We start from the raw sequence: 19,247 nt of genomic DNA, 5'->3' as shown, positions 1-19,247 counted from the left end.
AAATGGCTGAAGAAAAACAAACCGGGCAGAAAAATAATACTTCCAGAAGAGATTTTCTGAAAACGGGAACTATGGCTGCTGCAAGCTTTATGATTGTGCCAAGACACGTACTTGGCGGGAAAGGCTTTTTAGCGCCAAGCGATACGCTGTTGGTTGCCGGATGCGGCGCAGGTGGCAAAGGTCAGAGCGATATTGCCATGTTTGCCAAGAGCGGCAAAGCAGAAATTGCATTTTTATGCGATGTTGACGACAGAAGATCGGCTACTACAAGAAAGAACTTTCCTAAAGCAAAATATTATAAGGACTGGCGCGAGTTATTGGATAAAGAACACAAGCATTTTGATGCAATGTCGGTATCCACCCCTGACCACAACCACGCCATCATAGCTTACCACGGAATGCAATTGGGCAAGCACGTTTATGTACAAAAACCGATGACGCATGATTTGTACGAAGCCCGGTTGCTTACCGAAGCAGCAAAGAAATATAAAGTGGTTACGCAAATGGGGAACCAGGGCGCATCAAACGACGGTACACGTTTACTTTCAGAATGGTATGACGCCGGCCTGATTGGCGACGTGCATACTGTTTACTGCTGGACAAACCGCCCTGTTTGGCCGCAGGGTATTGCATGGCCTCCGCCACAACCTAACATCCCGAAAGAACTGGACTGGGATCTGTGGTTGGGTACTGCGCCTAAAAAAGACTATGTAGATAAACTGGTGCCATTTAACTGGCGCGGCTGGTGGGATTACGGCACAGGCGCCCTGGGAGATATGGGATGCCACCTGGTGGAAGCGCCGTTCCGTGTGCTGGACATCCGCTACGCAAAAGACGTACAGGCAAGCGTGGGTAGTGTTTATGTTGATGAGTTTAAAGAGGGACACTTCCCTGAAAGCTGCCCTCCGTCAAGTCACATTACTTTAACGTTCCCTAAAACTGCAAAAACACAGGGTGATGTAACCTTACACTGGATGGATGGTGGTATACAGCCCGAAAGACCGGTTGAGTTAGGTCCGAACGAAGATTGGGGTGGCGAACAAGGTAACGGTACGCTGTTTATCGGTACTAAAGGCAAGATGTTTGCCAGCACTTATTCCGACGCGCCAACCTTGCTGCCAAAATCACTTACAAAAGATGCAAAGGCGCCTCAAAAATGGGCACGTGTACCGGGCGGCGCCGAAGGCCATTATGCACAATGGGTTGAAGGCTGTATTGCTGGTTACGGTAAGACAGAACTGAGCTCGTCTTTTGATAAAGCTGGTCCGCTTACGGAAGCGCTGCTGATGGCTAACCTTGCGGTACGTGGCCATTCATTACGTGGCGGCAGGATTAAATATCTTTGGGATAACGAAAACCAGAAGGTTACCAACTTTGATGCTGCCAACCAGTTTGTTAAGCGCCAGTACCGCGAAGGATGGACATTATAGTTGAGTGAATGTAGAGGAGGAGAGTGGTGATTGTTAAAAAATAACCACTTTCCACCCGTCATTATCCACTCACAATTTACTAATTTAACCAATCAATAAATCATTAAATAAGATGAATAGAAGAGACGCCATAGGAAGAGTAGCCCTGCTGATGGGCGGCGCTGTTATTGGGGCTGAGTTCTTTGTTTCGGGCTGTAAGTCTGGTGGGAGTGCGCCAAAAGTGGCGGACTTATTTCTGCCCGACAATGTTGCCTTTCTGGATGAGGTAGCCGATACTATTTTGCCTACTACCAGCTCACCAGGTGCAAAAGCTGCACAGGTTGGCCATTTTATGGCCGTAATGGTGCAGGATTGCTATACTACCGGTGACCAGGAAACATTTTTGGAAGGCATTGGTAAACTGAATGATGCATCTGATAAAAAATTCAGCAAGAAGTTCATGGAACTTACGCCACAGCAGCGGACAGACTTGCTGGTTGACCTGGACAAAGAGCAAAAAGAATACACTGCTAAAAAGAATAAGGATGCGGAAGCTGACGCTGCTAAGCACAAAGGCGAAAAGGATTATAAGGCGCCGGAAGTACCCAACCATTATTTTAAGATGATGAAGGAGCTTACATTATTAGGCTACTTTACGTCAGAGATCGGCGCGACCAAGGCACTGCGTTATATCGCTGTTCCGGGACACTATGACGGAAATGTGCCTTATAAAAAAGGCGACAAAGCCTGGGCGACCTGATTTTTGTTTGAACAGTCGATTAGATTAAATAAGTTGATTAGGCTGGAAAACCATCCTATTCAACTTTTTGCATCTTAACTGACTATTCAAACAATCAACTAATCAATACAATCAAACTCAATCAACTCAAAAAAGAAAAACATGGCTCACAGAAAACTCCGCATGGGAATGATTGGCGGGGGCAAAGATGCGTTTATAGGCGCTATTCACCGGATCGCCGCTAATATGGATGGCTTAATTGAACTGGTGTGTGGTGCGCTCAGCATTCATCATGATACGGCAATTGAAAGCGGTAAAATGCTTTTTTTACCTGAAGACCGCACTTATACTAATTACGAAGAAATGATATTGGCAGAGAGCAAACTGCCCGAAGATAAACGCATGGACTTTGTGACCATCGTTACCCCAAATTTTGCTCACTTTGGCCCGGCTATGATGGCGCTTGACCATGGTTTCCACGTGGTTATTGAAAAACCAATCACTTTTACACTCGATGAAGCAAAGCAACTCAAGCAAAAGCTGGATGAAACCGGCCTTACCTTGTTGCTTACGCATACCTACTCGGGCTATCCGATGGTGAAAGAAGCAAAACAAATTGTTAAAAGCGGTTCATTGGGTAAGGTCAGAAAGATTTATGTAGAGTATATTCAGGGCTGGTTAAGTAAGCTTTCTGAAAGGGAAGGTAACGCACAGGCCGCCTGGAGAACGGACCCTAAGCGCTCAGGTAAGAGTGGCTGCATGGGCGATATAGGCACTCATGCCGCACACTTGGCTGAATATATTTCTGGACTGAAAATCAAACAATTAAACGCCTCATTGAACGTAGTGGTTGAAGGCCGCATGCTTGACGATGATGGCGCTGTATTGTTGCGTTTTGAAGATAATGCTACGGGCGTGCTCACGGCGTCTCAAATTGCCGTGGGTGAGGAGAATGCTTTGAAAATACGTGTTTACGGCGAGCACGGCAGCCTGGAATGGGCGCAACAGGAGCCAAATACCCTTACTGTTAAGTGGGGAGACAAAGCTGCACAAACCTACCGTGCCGGCGGAAACTACGGCGACAGGGAATCGAGCTATGCAGTACATAATACCCGTACTCCGGGCGGTCATCCTGAAGGATACCTTGAAGCATTCGGCAACCTGTATCGCAACTTTGCTTTGACTTTACAGGCAAAAATGAACGGTGAGGATCCTAAAGATGAATGGCTGGATTTCCCGGGCATTGAAGACGGCATCAGGGGCATGGCATTTATTGAAAATGTCGTTGCGTCAAACAACAGTAACGAAAAGTGGACAGACTACGTGGTTTGATATGCATATTCCGAATGTGTGAAGATCGGTTTCTCTGATCGACCATGTGGCTAATGACTAATGACCACTGACTAATGACCAAAAATGAAGACAATTAAAGGACCAGCAATATTTATAGCTCAATTTATAGGCGACACTGCGCCGTTTAATAGCCTTGGCAGTATCTGCCAGTGGGCGGCCGACCTTGGTTACAAGGGTATTCAGCTTCCAACGCTCGACCCGCGCTTTATCGATCTGCAAAAGGCTGCAGAGAGCAAAACTTACGCCGAAGATTTAAAAGGAGAGGTTAACTCCTATGGAATAGAAATTACAGAACTATCAACTCACCTGCAGGGACAATTAGTCGCTGTAAATCCGGCCTATGATGATCTGTTTGATGGCTTTGCGCCTGAACAATATCGTAAAAATCCGAAATCAAGACAGGATTGGGCGGTACAGCAATTGAAATATGCAGCAAAGGCCTCGCAGAATCTGAGTCTTAACGCATCTGTAACATTCAGCGGTGCATTGCTTTGGCCGATGGTTTACCCCTGGCCGCAACGCCCTGCCGGTATTGTTGAAACTGGTTTTACCGAACTGGCCAAAAGATGGAAACCAATTTTGGATGTTTATGAAGATTGCGGCATAGACCTTTGCTACGAAATACATCCTGGCGAAGACCTGCATGATGGCATTACTTACGAAATGTTTTTGGAAAAGGTGGATAATCATAAACGCGCATGCTTGCTTTATGACCCATCACACTTTGTACTGCAATGCCTGGACTACCTGGAATATATAGATAACTACCATGAAAGGATAAAGATGTTCCATGTAAAGGATGCCGAGTTTAACCCAACCGGGAAACAGGGGGTTTATGGCGGTTATCAGAATTGGGTTGATCGCGCGGGGCGTTTCCGTTCGTTAGGCGACGGCCAGGTTGATTTTAAAGGAATTTTTAGTAAACTTACCCAGTATGATTATTCAGGCTGGGCGGTGCTGGAGTGGGAGTGTGCGTTAAAGCATCCTGAAGATGGCGCACGGGAAGGCGCGGAGTTTATAAAGAACCACATTATACGCGTAACAGAAAAGGCGTTTGACGATTTTGCTGCTTCGGGAGGAGACGAAGCTTTTAACCGTAAAACGCTGGGCATTTAACTAAATCAAACCAATTAATTCAAACCATACAAACCTAAAATTATTAAAATGCAATCCATTAACCGTACTCAACTGTTCAGGGCAAGCTGCTTGTCACTGTTGGTTACATCGCTCTCGTTCGGCATTAGGGCGGGCCTGCTAGATAAATTCGGCACAGAATTTCACCTCGACAAAGCCGCATTAGCATCCATTACAGCAACAGCTTTTTATGGTTTCCCAATCGCAGTTGTTATAGGCGGGATGATTGTAGATATCATCGGCATGAAGCGCCTGCTTTCAATTGCGTTTCTTTTTCATCTGGTCGGTATTTTACTAACCATTTTTGCTCAGGGATTTTGGACATTATACATTTCAACATTCCTTATCGGTTTGGCAAACGGTACAGTTGAAGCGGCCTGTAATCCTTTGGTTACATCGCTCTACACAGATAACAAGACTATCAAGCTAAACCACTTCCACTTATGGTTTCCGGGAGGTATTGTTATAGGTACGTTGGTAGTATCCTTATTTGATCATCTTTTAGGCGGGCATGTGGCTGGAAAGCTGATCTGGCAAATAGAGGTTGGTGTTATGCTGATACCAACTCTTATCTATGGATACCTTTTCTCAAAGCTTGACTTTCCTGTTACAGAACGCGTATCTTCAGGTATAACGACCGGCGGAATGTATAAAGCGCTGGTTAACCCATTGTTTTTATTCATGTTTATCTTGATGTTTGGTACAGCGATCACCGAATTATTCACTGGTCAATGGATTGACGTTCTGCTTAAAAATGTAACAAAAAACGCTATTTTGCTACTGGCGCTCGAAAATGGCGTAGTAGCTATGGGGCGTGGCTTTGCGAAGCCCATATTAAAGATGGTTTCTCCGCAGGTATTACTCTTATGTTCAGCTATACTTGCAGCATTAGGTATTTACCTGTTAAGTACAGTAAGTGGCGATATGCTGATAGTGGCGGCAATCATCTTCGGAATGGGTGTGTGCTTTTTCTGGCCGACTATGCTTGGATTTGTTAATACCAATCTTCCCAACACAGGTGCTGTCGGCCTCAACCTTATGGGCGGTGCTGGTATGTTTGCAGTGTCAATATACACAATTTTTATGGGTCGGCACTATGACGAGATTGTAGCTCAGGCAGGCGGCAGCAATGCAACGGCAGGTCAGCAAATACTGCAGGCAACGCTTGTTATTCCGTTGGTTTTAATAGTGGCGTTTATCGGCCTTATAGTGTATATGCGCTCAAAAAACAAAACTGCACCGATGAAAACGGCTGCTGTTTAGAACAATAAAATATTTGAATTGTAACTTAATTAAAACCCCAAATATCAATTAAAACACATCAACACAAATGAAAAAAGTTTTCGCAATTTTATTAATAAGCGCAGTGATCAGTTCGTGCGGCGGTAGTGGTTCTAAATCGGGCGAAAATGCCGACAGCACTAAAGCTGCTGACCAGACTGCCAAGGCACAATCATCAGAGGCAGATACCAGTGCAACAAAAACCGGCTCAAGTACCACTACGGCAGAGTTAGCCCCTGGCGCCAAACTGATGGCCGGCAGCGATTGCAATACCTGCCACAAGGAAGACGTGAAGGTTGTAGGACCTGCGCTTAAAGATATCGCAGCCAAGTATCCTCCAACCGATGCCAACATCGCAATGTTGACCGAAAAGGTGATTAAAGGTGGCAGCGGCCACTGGGGTGATATCCCTATGGCAGCACATCCGCAGCTAAAGAAAGAAGATGTAACGGAAATGGTGAAATATGTTCTTTCATTAAAGAAATAAATTATAAAGCATGACCGCAGGTATCAGGATAAAGCTGTCGTTAATGATGTTCCTCGAATTTTTTATTTGGGGCGCCTGGTTCGTAACGATGGGTACTTACTTATTCAAAAATTTAAACGCGACCGGCACGCAAAACGCAGCAGCTTATGCAACGCAGGCGTTTGGCGCAATTATAGCACCGTTTATTATAGGGCTCATTGCCGACAAGTATTTCTCGGCGCAGAAAATACTTGGGGTTTTACATCTCCTGGGTGCAGCTTTGTTGTACTATGTAACTACAACACCAACATTCGATGGTTTTTATCCTGGTATTTTAGCATACATGATAATTTACATGCCGACCCTGGCCTTAGTAAATTCCGTTTCGTTTAAACAAATGTTAAACCCCAGCAAAGAGTTTCCATGGATACGGGTATGGGGAACTATCGGTTGGATAGTGGCTGGTTTTATCATCGGCTGGCTGGAGTGGGAACAGAAGGGCGCTCTGGCTTTAACCTTTAAAATGGCAGCCATTGCCTCAGGTATATTGGGATTGCTAAGTTTTAGCTTGCCTGATACCCCTCCGGCAAAGAAAGGTATGAAAACATCATTTGGTGATATTATCGGCCTCGATTCGATTGGTTTATTAAAGAATCGTTCGTACCTGGTATTTTTCCTGGCTTCAGTAGCTATCTGTATCCCGCTTGCATTTTATTACAATTTCACAAATCCGTTTTTAAATGAGGTTGGCGTGAAAGGTGCAGCAGGCATACAAGCTTTCGGACAGGTATCTGAATTAGCATTTATGGTAGCTATGCCGCTGTTCTTTGTCCGACTGGGCGTAAAGCGGATGCTGGCTATGGGTATGATTGCCTGGGCACTGCGCTATGTATGTTTTGCCTACGGCGATGCTGGTGCAAATTACTGGATGCTGATTGCAGGTATTGTGATACATGGCGTGTGTTATGATTTCTTCTTCGTTACCGGTCAGATCTATACCGACAACCTTGCCGGTGAGCGCTTTAAGAGTGCGGCGCAAGGATTCATAACCCTTGCAACTTACGGGGTAGGTATGTTGATAGGTTTTTACTTGTCGGGACCGATTGTTGATAGCCATAAAACAGGGACAACACATGATTGGCAGTCTATCTGGCTGGTACCGGGTGGAATTGCTGTCGCGGTCTTGGTGCTATTCCTGTTATTTTTCAGAGACTCTAACCAATTACCAACCAAACCAGGCCTGGATATTGAGGAACCATCGCCCGAAGTACAAATTTAACCTAATAACTCTATGCCAAACACACAAAACAGAAGGTCTGCAATAAAAAACATAGTTGCCGGAACTGCAGCTATTACCGCAACAGGTATGTTATCATCATTTACCAAAGAAGAAAAAGAAGAATTAAAATTTAAGCTGAAAGGCAATATCAACCATTCGGTTTCTCCATGGTGCTATAGCGAGCTTACACTCGACCAGCTTTGCATAACATCAAAGGAGATTGGGATTACCGGCATAGACTTATGCGGCCCTAAAGATTGGCCGACTTTGCAGAAACACGGCATGTATTCGCCAATGTGTAATGGTGCAGAGATAAACCTCACCGATGGCTTCGGAGACACCGAATTTCATGACAGGCTGATAAAGCAATATACCGAGATGATCCCGCTGGTAGCAAAGAATGGCTACACCAACCTGATCTGTTTTAGTGGCAGCCGCAGGGGTAAGGATGATGAAACCGGCTGGAAGAATTGTGAAGCAGGCTTGAAAAAAATACTGGGCCTGGCCGAAAAGCATAAAGTAGTGCTGTGCATGGAGTTGCTGAACAGTAAGATTGATCACAAAGATTATCAATGTAACAAATCCTCATGGGGCGCAGAATTGGCTAAAAGATTAAGCTCTGATAACTTTAAGTTGCTATATGATATCTACCATATGCAGATTGACGAGGGCGACATTATTCGCAATATAACCGACCATCATCAGTACATCGCCCATTTCCACACCGGCGGCATTCCAGGCAGACATGAGATTGATGATACTCAGGAACTTTATTATCCGGCCGTGATGCGAGCTATTGTAGCAACAGGTTTTAAAGGCTACGTAGGGCAGGAGTTTGTTCCGAAAAATGCAGATAAGATAGCCTCGTTAAGAAAAGCGATCCAGATTTGCGACGTATAGTTGACGAAAAATCAATCAAGAGCCAGGAATCAAGAAGGCTTCGGGATTGATAGGCGCAGCGGCAAATAACCATTAACTATGAACTAATAAATGACTACAAGAAGAAAATTTTTAGCGCAGGCGGGTATGTTAACGGCAGGGGCCTTAGCAGCGCCACGCCTTTTATCGGCGATGCCGGAAGGTAAGGTAGTGGGCTTACAGCTGTACACCTTGCGCGATCAGTTACCAAAAGACCCTAAGGGCGTAATTGCAAAAGTGGCTGCAGCAGGCTACAAAGAGGTGGAGACTTTCGGGTATTCAAAGAAGGGGGGCTTTTGGGGCCTCGACGCAAAAAGCTTCAGTGACCTTTTGAAAGCACACGGTTTGAAAACACCCAGCGGCCATTTTGGAATGGATGAATTTTTGTTGCAGGGCAAAACTACCGAGCTGGAAAATAATATAGCTGCTGCCAACGCGACGGGCATGACCTATGTTGTCATCCCTTCGGTAAACGGCGAAGCTCTGAAAAGTGCAGATGCATTTAAAAAAATTGCGGAAAAGATGAACAAGGCCGCTGAAATTTGCGGTAAGGCAGGTTTAAAGCTTGGCTACCATAACCACAATTTCGAATGGAAGCCTGTTGACGGAACTACATTCTATGATACCATTCTGAAAAACACAGACCCTAAGCTGGTAAATATGGAAATGGATATCTTCTGGGTTGTACGCGCAGGGCAAGACCCGGTAAAATTATTCAATCAGCATCCGGGCAGGTTTGCCCTTTGCCACATTAAAGACAGGGACAAAAAACAAACCGACCTTAACACCGAAATAGGCAAAGGCAGCATCGACTTCAAGACGATAATGAGCCACGCAAAAGAAGCCGGCTTAAAGCATTTTATTGTTGAACAGGAAAACTTTATCAATATTGACCCATACGTAAGTATTGCTGAAAGCGCTGCTTATGTAAAGAATGTGTTGCATGTTTAGTTGCTATTAGTTTTAAAAGTTATAGTGGTTGTAAGGTTGGAATTGTTAAGCAACTGCAATCGGTACAATCAATTTTTAATCATTAAATCAGAAAAAAAATGAAATATTCTCTAATACTTACCGCTGCGTTAACCGGCAGCTTTTTTATGGCCAATGCCCAGCAGGCAAAGCCCGAAGACACTGAAGTTTGGGAACCGGTACCGAAGGTAGTAACCCCCGGTAAAAATTTGGGCGATGCCCCATCGGATGCCATAATTTTATTTGATGGAAAGAACCTGGACGAATGGGTACAAAACAATGATAAGTCGCCCGCCAAATGGGACGTAAAAAACGGTATTTTAACTGTAAACAAACATTATGGCAACATAGAGACCAAGCGCAAGTTTAACAACTATCAGCTGCATATTGAATGGAAGGAACCTGCTAAACTTGAAGGCAGCGGACAAGGCCGTGGTAACAGCGGTGTATTCCTGGCTTCGATTGGCGATGGTGATGCAGGATATGAGCTACAGGTTTTGGACTCATATAATAATAAAACCTATGTGAACGGTATGGCAGGCAGCATCTACAAACAGGCTATTCCGCTGGCCAACCCTGCCCGGAAAAATAATGAGTGGCAGACCTATGATGTGATTTGGACTGCTCCAACTTTTAATGAAGACGGCAGTGTAAAAACAAAGGCACGCGTTACGGTTATCTATAACGGCGTACTGGTTGAAAATAATTTCGAGCTTTGGGGACCGACCCTGTACATTGGCAAACCTGAATACAAAGCGCATGGCCCGTCGCCAATTAAGCTACAGGCGCATGGTGATAAGAGCGAGCCGCTAAGCTTCCGTAATATTTGGGTACGCGAGCTTTAGCCTTTTAGCATACAGAATCAAAGAGCCAGGAATCAGGATGGGAGGGGGGAAATTCACCTGTTCCATCCTGATTCCTGGCTTTTATTCTAAATTTAGTTTCTGTGTTATAATTTTAAGAACAGGAAGTAATGAACTGAGATTAGCGGGAAGTTATTATATTCGTTTAATCTTGGTTCCCGGCTGTTAAATCTTGAATCCATACCGTATACACTATGATAAAAAAATCGATAGCACTATCGCTGCTTGTGTTTGCTTATAATCTGGTTAACGGGCAAGCTACAAAGGCTCCTGCTTATCCATTAATTACACATAACACTTATTTCAGCATCTGGTCGATGACGGATAGCTTAAATGCTCACCCTACGCGGCACTGGACGGGCAAAGATCAGTCGCTGATCGGCATGATAAAGGTTGACAATAGCATCTATCGTTTCTTGGGCAAGGATGTGCCGGTTTATAATACTATACTCCCTGCGTCGGATGAACTGGCTTACAGATGCCAATATACAGAAGTGGAGCCAGCTAAGGATTGGCAAGAACCCAGGTTTGATGATAGCCAGTGGAAAACTGGTGCAGCGCCTTTCAGCGATGATAAATCGACTGCCAAAACTATTTGGACAAGTAAGGATTTATGGATGCGCCGCACATTTATGCTGAATGATATGGATATTGACCGGTTGGTTTTAAAGCTTTACCATGATGATAATGTGGAGGTTTATCTGAACGGCGAAAAGATTTATCATGCCAACGGCTGGACCAGCGACTTTAAGTTGATCCCTTTGAAAGACAAGCTTAGAGAAAAACTTGTTAAAGGCCGGAATGTACTGGCTATTCATGTAAAAAACACCGCGGGGGGCGCTTACCTGGATGCCGGCTTGCTAAACGAAGTAAAAGCTAAGCCTACCGGCGTGTTGCTTGCCAAACAAAAAAGCGTTGTAATAAACGCTACACAAACCATTTATGATTTTGACTGTGTCGGCATTAATCTGAAGGTTACTTTTACCTCTCCGCTATTAATGAATGATTTGAATTTGTTCTCGAGACCTGTATCATACATCACGTACCAGGTAAAATCTAACGACGGGAGAGCGCATAAAGTGAAACTATTCTTTGGCGCATCAACTTCGGTGGCCGTTAATACGCCATCGCAGGAAGTGACCACGCAAAAATATGCCACTCGGGGTTTAGCAATTTTAAAAGCGGGTACAGTTGCACAACCTGTATTAAAGAAAAAAGGCGACGATTTACGCATCGACTGGGGTTACATGTACGTGGCTGCGCGTGTTGGTGGATGCCTGCAATACATCACTTCGCAGAGCGATGCGGTTAGTTCTTTTGTAAACAATAGTACGACCAGTACAGCAAGCAAAGGCAGACAATTATCTTTAAATACGGTGCTTGACTTTGGAAATATAGGAGCCGCCGCGAAAGATAAATTTGTGGAAGTGGGTTATGATGATCTGTATTCTGTTCAATATTTTAATCAAAACTTAAAACCCTGGTGGAAAACCGCCGGCAATACTATCGAAAAAGAACTGGCCAATGCAAACACCGATTACAGCCTGGTGATGCAGAAGTGTAATGCCTTTAATAAGGCTACGTATGCCACTGCGTTTAAAGCCGGTGGTAAAAACTATGCTGATTTATGTGTGATGGCGTATCGCCAAAGTATTGCAGCCCACCAACTGTTGAAGAGCCCGCAGGGAACGATTTTGTTCCTGTCTAAAGAAAACTTTAGTAACGGATCGATCAATACGGTAGATGTTACTTATCCATCGGCACCCTTGTATTTGTATTATAATCCGGGCCTGCTGGAAGGCATGCTGAACGGGATTTTTTATTATTGCGATAGTAAGGCCTGGGGCCATAATTTTGCCGCACATGATTTAGGTACCTACCCGCTGGCCAACGGCCAGACTTACGGAGAAAATATGCCGGTTGAGGAATCCGGTAATATGATAATTCTTACTGCAGCAATTGCGAAAGCAGAGGGCAACATAAATTATGCTAAAAAACACTGGAAAACCATCAGTACTTGGGCCAATTACCTGAGTGAAAATGGCTTTGACCCGGGTAATCAGCTATGTACCGATGATTTTGCCGGTCATCTTGCGCGCAACGCTAACTTATCAGTAAAGGCAATCGTTGCGTTAGGCGCTTATGCGGACTTAGCGGGCAAACTTGGCCTGAAGCCGGTCGCTCAAAAATACAGGGCAATTGCTGCTGATATGGCTAACCGTTGGCAGAAACTGGCTGACGCGGGCGATCACTACTCGCTGGTTTTCGAAAAAAAAGACACCTGGAGCCAAAAATACAACCTGATCTGGGATAAGGTGCTCGGATTAAAGCTCTTCCCGGATTCTGTTTATCAGAAGGAGATGAAATATTATCTGACCAAACAAAAAACCTACGGCCTTCCATTGGATAGTCGGAAGACTTATACAAAGTCTGATTGGATTGTTTGGACCGCTTCATTGGCTGATAATCAGGAGGATTTTAAAGCCTTAACCGATCCGGTTTATAAATTCGCCACAGAAACACCCAACCGTGTACCACTTAGTGACTGGCACGAGACCGTCAACGGCAGAATGGTCGGTTTCCAGGCCAGGAGCGTGGTTGGTGGATACTTTATGAAGATCCTGGCGAATAGTTGGGTGAAATGAAATTAGAAAATTATTGCAATGAGGCTGAATGCATAATCCAACCCTTTTTATTAACTAATAACAGGGGGCTTACAACCGCCCTGTTATTAGTTTTTCTTATTATTTATCTTTTGGTTTTCTCCTCCACATCATTGAGCATTTTCGTTATTTCTTTTATTAGTTGCTCATTAGCGTCTTTAAGCCGGGAATCACCGTTAAACGACTCATCAAACAAGACCTTTTTACTTTTACGCTCATAATTGAATTCGATATAATATCTAAGCGATTTTTGGCCTTTAAATTTTGCAGAGTCTGTATTCAGTTCTACCGACGGGAAATCCCAAAAACCAAGATCGGCAGCTTTGCGATGAAGATATAGCAGGTTATTGTTGCCAAGCGGCATATTCAATTTTACCAATGAGTCATGCCGGTTTAAATACTGATATGCGCCCGTAGCGGAATTGTAAACATTGACCATGCTATCCGGCGTGCCATATTTAAAGGTAAACGATTTAAACTCGCTGAATTTGTATGGCGCATTCTTAATCATGTGGCTATAGTAATACACACAATACAACAGGAACGGCACACCGACGGTTAGAATTACGAATATCTTTTTTGCTTTATCAGACATATGGTGTTGGTTAATTAGAGTTCAGTTAATCAGAGATTAGTTAATATTGGGTACAGGCACTTCTTTCAATTCATTTTCCCATTTGCTTACTGCGGCTGTTGCCATTGCGTTGCCGAGGACGTTTGTGGCTGACCGGCCCATATCAAGCAGCGGGTCGATACCTATAATAAGGGCCAGGCCCGCTTCAGGAATATTAAACATTGGCAATACGCCGGCAATTACTACCAGCGATGCACGGGGAACGCCCGCTATCCCTTTGCTGGTGAGCATTAAAATTAGCAGCATAATTACCTGTTGGCCAAATGCCAGATGCATGTTGTAGGCTTGTGCCAAAAACAGTGATGCAAAAGTCATATACATCATAGAGCCGTCCAGGTTAAATGAATAACCGAGCGGCAGTACAAAGCTCACGATCTTATTGGCGCAGCCGAAGCGTTCCAGTTCTTCCAGCACTTTTGGGTAAGCTGCCTCGCTGGTAGAGGTACTGAAGGCAATCAGCATGGCATCTTTAATCCGGCCGACAAGGGTAAACACACGCTTACGCAACACCAGGAAGCCGGCTAAAACTATAACAAGCCAAAGCGTTGTAAGCGAAAAATAAAATTCACCGATAAATAAGGCATAGGTGGATAACACGCCCAGCCCCTGCTTAGCCACTACTGCGGTTAATCCGCCAAACACGGCCAGTGGTGCTAATTGCATCACATAACCGGTCATCTTCATGATGACATGTGCAACGGCATCCATTGCTTTAATGACTACTTCACCCTTCTCGCCAATCGCGGCAGTGCCAATGCCAAAAAATATCGAAAATACTACAATTTGGAGTATTTCATTATTGGCCATCGCCTCGAAAAAGCTTTTAGGAAATACGTGGTCTATAAAGTCTTTAAATGATATCCCGCTTTTTTTAATCCCTGTTGCCAGGTGGCTGTCCGGCAACGGCAAGTGCATCTCGGTACCTGGCTGAAAAATATTTACCAGCAACATACCAAGCAACAGCGAAACTAATGTGGCGCTTAAAAACCATAGCAGTGTTTTTCCGCCTATCCGGCCGACTGCTTTTATGTCGCCAACCTTGGCTACGCCAACCACTAATGTAGAAAACACCAATGGCCCGACGATCATTTTTATAAGGTTGAGGAAAATTTTAGTTAATATAGAGAAGCCTTCCAACTTGTCTTCCCGCAGGCCGTCAGCGGCTTTCCGGATATCGGTTTGTATAACACGTTCGGCCTTCAGACTTTTAAAAGCCGCGCTGCCTGTATCCTTTACGGAGGATAATTGTAAATCTATTTTTTTAACAGATGCTTCGGCGACGCTTATTTTATCATTGATAGAATTGATAACGTACACGTTATACAAGTACCCTGCAATTATACCTAATACAAGGGCGATAAAAATGTAGAGCGTGAGCTTATTTTTTTGCATAGCACTGTTTGAGCCTGCAAAAGTAATAATTTGAGCGGATTAAGTATGGAGTGGGTTAAGTTCATTGAGGGGGTGGCATTTTTACCTGGTCAAGTTCATTAATTTATTATCCCTCTTTTACCACTTTCAGACCCTTCGTCCAGCGCACCAGTTGACTAAGCATTAAATTGGCGGCTTTCTCCAGTTTTTCGTCAGCTACAAACTGGTTTTCCTCATTGATGAATTGATGAACCAGGGGAATGTTTACCATTTCGCCAAGTCCGATGGTTTTTAGTGAAAGTAAATCTGACTTCAAGCTCATTACTCCCCTCACGCCGGCAAAGGCTCCGGCAGAATAGCTCACTATACCGGCCGCTTTGTAGGCCCATTCGTGCACCAGGTATTCCAAAGCATTTTTTAGAGAGGCGGGATAGCTGTAATCATACTCAGCAGTTACGAATATAAAAGCATCCGCTTCTTCGATTTTAGCGCTCCATCGTTTGGTGTGTTCATGCTCGTATTGTTTCATTATCGGGTGAACAGCTTCGTTCATTAAGGGAAGGTTAATCTCTCCGAGGTCCAAAATCTCCACCTCGAAATTTCCGCTTGCCCCGGCTATTCCCGCTATCCATTGTGCTACTATAGGCCCTTTCCTGCCGGGCCGTACTGTTGATGATATTATTTTAAGCTTATACATGTTTTTTATTTAATGAGGCAAAGATATTATATGTTTAAACATGCATTTATTGACCTAATCAATAATTACTGTTAGGAGACATTGTCAGGTAATTCTTACACAATTATTACAACCAGTTGGGCAATAAAATAATTTAAAACCACTCATACTGAAAATGCGTATAAGCTTGCAAACTGTGAAATTCGCCACCTGCCGGGGAGGCACTATTCAACCGGTAAAATAAAATTGATGACAAAACACTTTTACAAACTAACCATATTCTTTATCGCTCTTAATTTTACCAATATCAATTGCCATTCAGGCTCTCAATCAGCCGCCAAAAGCGTTGCTATTTTAAATGAAGCTTCCAAAGGACCGGATACTAACAAAGTTGCGGCAAACTTGCAGCCGGAACTGAATGTCGCCCGTAGCAGCAATACAGTCCCATTAAAAAACATGTTCGGTATAAATGCGTATGAATGGAATTTTCTGGAGAATCCAGGCAGTCCTAACGACAGGAAACATATTTACGAGGACAATATGAAACTGGTAGATGTATTTTCATCCGTGAGGCACTACCTTAACTGGAACAGACTGGAAACTACCAAAAGGAACTATACTTTTAATCCCACCGACAACGGCGGCTGGAACGAGGATATAATTTACCAGCGCTGCAAGCAAGACGGTATACTGGTGTTGGCAGATTTAAAAAATATTCCGGAATGGCTGCAAAACACCTATCCGGCCAGTTCCCGCGATAATGACAATGCGCCCACACCTTATGGTCAAAGCCTTAATGATCCGGCATCCTATACCGATCAGGCAGCTATGGCCTTCCAGTTAGCGGCACGGTATGGCTACAATAAAAATATCGATAAAAACCTGGTAAAGGTTGACGGGCGCAAGCGCTATCCGGGCGATATTCCAAACAAGCCGGTAATTGGCATGGGCGTATTAAAATACGTCGAATGCGGCAATGAGCGCGACAAATGGTGGGGCGGCGACGAAACACATCAAACGCCCGAACAATACGCGGCAAACCTCTCTGCTTTTTACGATGGGAATATGGGTAAGCTTGGCCCGGGCGTAGGAGTTAAAGCGGCTGATCCTAATATGCAGGTAGTGATGGGCGGACTGGCAACCGCCGATTATCACGTGGTTCAAAAAATTATCAACTGGTGCAAAACAAATCGCGGTTTAAAAAAAGACGGCAGCATTAATCTTTGTTTTGACGTGCTGAACTTTCACTTGTATTCAAACAACGGCGATGTGCGTGTGCAAAAGAAGCCGACCACCGGTATAGCGCCCGAACTGTCGGTTTCGGCGGCTGTTGCAAAGGAGTTTGTGAACCTCGCTAACAGTTTACCGCAAAAGCCTGAGGTGTGGGTTACCGAAACAGGTTACGACATTAACCCGGAAAGCTACCAGCGCGCGGAATCTATCGGATCCAAAACAGTATTGGCCAGCCAGGCAGACTGGATTTTGCGGACATCGTTGCTGTACATTCGCTATGGCATTAAACGCGTTTTTTATTACCAGCTATTCGATGACCATCCCGGAGGGAAGACTCAATATGCTACATCCGGCCTTGCTGAAGGTATTAAACGCCGCCCCGCTGCGGATTATATCCTGCAAACTACCAGGCTTATGGGCAATTATAACTACATTAAAACCCTAAGTTCCGACCCGCTTGTCGACGAATACAAACTCGCTGATAAAACCATGTACGTGCTTACCATTCCCGACGAAACAGGCCGCAAGGCCAATTACACCCTTGATTTGGGTAATGCAGAAAAGGCTATTATCCATACCTTAAAAATAGGTGCTGATATAATGAGCAGCCGGGAGGTCAATGCTGTGAACGGGAAAATACAAGTCGAGGTTACTGAAACACCTGTGTTTGTGGAGGGCGTAAACCGGTAGAACCATCTTTTATTTTTTTAGTTGATCTGGCTGGTTATTGCGGCGATATCATTATATTTAAAAAACTTAACCACACAATTACTTAAATGAATCTGAACGAATCGATTGAGAACACGGCATCTGTTAAATGCCCGTCGTGCGCAAACCTTGCATTTGATAGTGAAGTTGTTTGCTCGCAATGCAATTACCCGCTTAAAGGCACCGAGCAAGATCAGAAGGATTTTCTGTTTGACCAGGATATGCGGAGCGTAGACGTAGATACTGCTGACAAGCAATTGAAAAAAGCCCGCAATATGCTGTACTATATTGCGGTTATATACGTATTGAGTGGCTTTGTTACTTATGCTAAAAATCAGCATTTGGCAGGTGTGTCACTTGGCTAAGGATTAGACGCGCTTCTTTCTCTCTTCTTTGTAATATTAGCAGTTTTAGCCAGCAAATGGCCAACCCTCTGCATTATCACCGGTCTCACTGTATTTACTATGGTTATTATAGCAAATGCGATAGTGAATCCCTTAACACTGATACAAGGTATTGTAATGAAGATCGCCGCCTATATATTATTATTCAATGGTCTAAAATCAGCCAGGGAAGCAGAAAAGATAAGGAGCCAGTATCCGTTGTTGTAAGGAGCTGCGTTAAACATATTGTAACAGACAATCACGCACCTGCCCTGCATATCCGGCGCCAAACAAATTTAAATGCACAAGCAGCGGATAGAGATTCCATAAATCCATCCGTTGCTGCCACCCTTTTATCAGTGGATAAGCTTCGTTGTAAGCAACATAAAACTCATTGCTAAATCCGCCGAATAGGGTAGTCATCGCCAAATCAAATTCGCGGTTACCATAACTAACGGCCGGGTCTATTAGATAAGGCTGTTCGTCCAAATCGATAATGTAATTACCTCCCCATAAATCACCATGAATAAGCGTAGGTAGTTCTTCATCAAATAATCCCGGCAGTTTTTTGTAAAGATGTTCAAAGGCGACCAGGTCGTTAGTCGTCAGCAAGCCCTTATCGATCGCCATCTTCACCATCGGCTGCAAACGTTGCTCGCTAAAAAATTCAGCCCATGTGTTATGCTTTTTATTGGATTGATGTAACGAACCCATATAATTATCAGTATCCAGCCCAAACTTATCTGCAAAGTTACGATGCATAGCCGCCAGTTGCTCACCCAATTTAGCCGAAGCTTTAGCAGTCGGTCGCCGGGTCTTAATCCATTCCAGCAGAAAAAAACTTTCGTCACCAACGCTATCCTGTAAGATGATCTCAGGTGTTTTGATGGTGTTTGTCTGCGCGATTAAGTTTAAACCACGAGCTTCTGCCTCAAACATTTCAGGGTAACGTGTTTTATTATTTAATTTGATGAAATACTTATGATCTAACGTTTCAATTAAGTAAGTTCGGTTAATACTTCCACCGCTAACAGGCTTAACATCAGTTATATCTGAATTAAGTCTTCTCTTTATATAATTTGCCAGTATAGAATTCAGCATAGCAACAAAAATCGGTGAAATCATCCTTAAACTGGTGAAATGCCTCTCAAAAAAACTCAAATAAAAA

The 19,247-nt window shown here is 44.1% G+C and carries 17 protein-coding genes; 13 read left to right on the top strand and 4 right to left on the bottom strand.

The annotated features are described in order from the left end of the window. Positions 1-2 precede the first annotated feature (2 nt). From Q3W13_RS19045 to Q3W13_RS18995, 11 genes are all read left to right on the top strand, one after another. Positions 3-1,430 carry a Gfo/Idh/MocA family protein gene (locus tag Q3W13_RS19045; protein WP_302866502.1) on the top strand — a complete coding sequence of 476 codons (1,428 nt, stop codon included), beginning with the start codon at positions 3-5 and terminating at the stop codon, positions 1,428-1,430. Between the two features lie 112 nt (positions 1,431-1,542). Further along, complete coding sequence (locus Q3W13_RS19040) at positions 1,543-2,169, top strand: gluconate 2-dehydrogenase subunit 3 family protein (RefSeq protein ID WP_302866500.1); 627 nt, start codon at positions 1,543-1,545, stop codon at positions 2,167-2,169. 141 nt (positions 2,170-2,310) lie between these two features. Beyond that, complete coding sequence (locus Q3W13_RS19035; protein ID WP_302866498.1) at positions 2,311-3,480, top strand: Gfo/Idh/MocA family protein; 1,170 nt, start codon at positions 2,311-2,313, stop codon at positions 3,478-3,480. Between the two features lie 84 nt (positions 3,481-3,564). Then, on the top strand, positions 3,565-4,617 hold the full coding sequence (locus Q3W13_RS19030) for a sugar phosphate isomerase/epimerase (protein ID WP_302866496.1): 1,053 nt from the start codon (positions 3,565-3,567) through the stop codon (positions 4,615-4,617). Positions 4,618-4,665: 48 nt separating this feature from the next. Then, the gene (locus Q3W13_RS19025) at positions 4,666-5,898 is read left to right on the top strand and encodes a sugar MFS transporter (protein ID WP_302866494.1); all 1,233 of its coding nucleotides are present in this window, start codon (positions 4,666-4,668) and stop codon (positions 5,896-5,898) included. A gap of 67 nt (positions 5,899-5,965) precedes the next feature. Continuing rightward, entirely contained in the window at positions 5,966-6,403 is a 438-nt protein-coding gene (locus Q3W13_RS19020; protein WP_302866492.1) for a c-type cytochrome, read from the top strand. Positions 6,404-6,413: 10 nt separating this feature from the next. Beyond that, entirely contained in the window at positions 6,414-7,661 is a 1,248-nt protein-coding gene (locus Q3W13_RS19015; protein WP_302866491.1) for a nucleoside permease, read from the top strand. A gap of 12 nt (positions 7,662-7,673) precedes the next feature. After that, a complete protein-coding gene (locus tag Q3W13_RS19010; protein ID WP_302866489.1) occupies positions 7,674-8,561 on the top strand; it encodes a hydroxypyruvate isomerase family protein in 888 nt (295 codons plus the stop codon). Positions 8,562-8,651: 90 nt separating this feature from the next. After that, on the top strand, positions 8,652-9,530 hold the full coding sequence (locus Q3W13_RS19005; RefSeq protein ID WP_302866487.1) for a sugar phosphate isomerase/epimerase: 879 nt from the start codon (positions 8,652-8,654) through the stop codon (positions 9,528-9,530). 98 nt (positions 9,531-9,628) lie between these two features. Then, positions 9,629-10,393 (top strand): DUF1080 domain-containing protein, encoded by a 765-nt coding sequence (locus Q3W13_RS19000; protein WP_302866485.1) that lies wholly within the window; start codon positions 9,629-9,631, stop codon positions 10,391-10,393. A 212-nt stretch (positions 10,394-10,605) separates the two neighbouring features. Further along, on the top strand, positions 10,606-13,056 hold the full coding sequence (locus Q3W13_RS18995; protein ID WP_302866483.1) for a glutaminase family protein: 2,451 nt from the start codon (positions 10,606-10,608) through the stop codon (positions 13,054-13,056). Between the two features lie 103 nt (positions 13,057-13,159). On the opposite strand, the gene Q3W13_RS18990 is transcribed toward Q3W13_RS18995, so the two are convergent. From Q3W13_RS18990 to Q3W13_RS18980, 3 genes are all read right to left on the bottom strand, one after another. Continuing rightward, complete coding sequence (locus Q3W13_RS18990) at positions 13,160-13,669, bottom strand: hypothetical protein (protein WP_302866482.1); 510 nt, start codon at positions 13,667-13,669, stop codon at positions 13,160-13,162. Between the two features lie 36 nt (positions 13,670-13,705). Then, positions 13,706-15,100: a dicarboxylate/amino acid:cation symporter gene (locus Q3W13_RS18985; protein WP_302866481.1), complete on the bottom strand. Its 1,395-nt coding sequence runs from the start codon at positions 15,098-15,100 to the stop codon at positions 13,706-13,708. 106 nt (positions 15,101-15,206) lie between these two features. Beyond that, on the bottom strand, positions 15,207-15,776 hold the full coding sequence (locus Q3W13_RS18980) for an NADPH-dependent FMN reductase (protein ID WP_302866479.1): 570 nt from the start codon (positions 15,774-15,776) through the stop codon (positions 15,207-15,209). Between the two features lie 228 nt (positions 15,777-16,004). Between Q3W13_RS18980 and Q3W13_RS18975 the strand changes: the two genes are divergently transcribed. Further along, positions 16,005-17,678 carry a hypothetical protein gene (locus Q3W13_RS18975; protein ID WP_302866478.1) on the top strand — a complete coding sequence of 558 codons (1,674 nt, stop codon included), beginning with the start codon at positions 16,005-16,007 and terminating at the stop codon, positions 17,676-17,678. Positions 17,679-17,764: 86 nt separating this feature from the next. After that, the gene (locus Q3W13_RS18970) at positions 17,765-18,061 is read left to right on the top strand and encodes a hypothetical protein (protein WP_302866476.1); all 297 of its coding nucleotides are present in this window, start codon (positions 17,765-17,767) and stop codon (positions 18,059-18,061) included. A gap of 255 nt (positions 18,062-18,316) precedes the next feature. Here Q3W13_RS18970 and Q3W13_RS18965 read toward each other — a convergent pair whose 3' ends face one another. After that, a complete protein-coding gene (locus Q3W13_RS18965) occupies positions 18,317-19,180 on the bottom strand; it encodes a fructosamine kinase family protein (protein WP_302866474.1) in 864 nt (287 codons plus the stop codon). Between the last annotated feature and the right edge of the window lie 67 nt (positions 19,181-19,247).

Origin of the sequence: Mucilaginibacter sp. L3T2-6, assembly GCF_030519355.1 — a bacterium.
Lineage (GTDB): Bacteria > Bacteroidota > Bacteroidia > Sphingobacteriales > Sphingobacteriaceae > Mucilaginibacter.
Note: the sequence above shows the minus strand (reverse complement) of the source record. Positions and strands in the feature narration are given on the sequence as shown.

Bases quoted from the DNA above. Each gene is read 5' to 3' on its own strand.
- Q3W13_RS19045 (WP_302866502.1), top strand. From the start codon at position 3: ATGGCTGAAGAAAAACAAACCGGGCAGAAAAATAATACTTCCAGAAGA.
- Q3W13_RS18990 (WP_302866482.1), bottom strand. From the start codon at position 13,669: ATGTCTGATAAAGCAAAAAAGATATTCGTAATTCTAACCGTCGGTGTG.
- Q3W13_RS18980 (WP_302866479.1), bottom strand. From the start codon at position 15,776: ATGTATAAGCTTAAAATAATATCATCAACAGTACGGCCCGGCAGGAAA.
- Q3W13_RS19025 (WP_302866494.1), top strand. From the start codon at position 4,666: ATGCAATCCATTAACCGTACTCAACTGTTCAGGGCAAGCTGCTTGTCA.
- Q3W13_RS19040 (WP_302866500.1), top strand. From the start codon at position 1,543: ATGAATAGAAGAGACGCCATAGGAAGAGTAGCCCTGCTGATGGGCGGC.
- Q3W13_RS18975 (WP_302866478.1), top strand. From the start codon at position 16,005: ATGACAAAACACTTTTACAAACTAACCATATTCTTTATCGCTCTTAAT.
- Q3W13_RS19010 (WP_302866489.1), top strand. From the start codon at position 7,674: ATGCCAAACACACAAAACAGAAGGTCTGCAATAAAAAACATAGTTGCC.
- Q3W13_RS18995 (WP_302866483.1), top strand. From the start codon at position 10,606: ATGATAAAAAAATCGATAGCACTATCGCTGCTTGTGTTTGCTTATAAT.
- Q3W13_RS19030 (WP_302866496.1), top strand. From the start codon at position 3,565: ATGAAGACAATTAAAGGACCAGCAATATTTATAGCTCAATTTATAGGC.
- Q3W13_RS18965 (WP_302866474.1), bottom strand. From the start codon at position 19,180: ATGCTGAATTCTATACTGGCAAATTATATAAAGAGAAGACTTAATTCA.
- Q3W13_RS19005 (WP_302866487.1), top strand. From the start codon at position 8,652: ATGACTACAAGAAGAAAATTTTTAGCGCAGGCGGGTATGTTAACGGCA.
- Q3W13_RS19020 (WP_302866492.1), top strand. From the start codon at position 5,966: ATGAAAAAAGTTTTCGCAATTTTATTAATAAGCGCAGTGATCAGTTCG.
- Q3W13_RS18970 (WP_302866476.1), top strand. From the start codon at position 17,765: ATGAATCTGAACGAATCGATTGAGAACACGGCATCTGTTAAATGCCCG.
- Q3W13_RS19000 (WP_302866485.1), top strand. From the start codon at position 9,629: ATGAAATATTCTCTAATACTTACCGCTGCGTTAACCGGCAGCTTTTTT.
- Q3W13_RS18985 (WP_302866481.1), bottom strand. From the start codon at position 15,100: ATGCAAAAAAATAAGCTCACGCTCTACATTTTTATCGCCCTTGTATTA.
- Q3W13_RS19035 (WP_302866498.1), top strand. From the start codon at position 2,311: ATGGCTCACAGAAAACTCCGCATGGGAATGATTGGCGGGGGCAAAGAT.
- Q3W13_RS19015 (WP_302866491.1), top strand. From the start codon at position 6,414: ATGACCGCAGGTATCAGGATAAAGCTGTCGTTAATGATGTTCCTCGAA.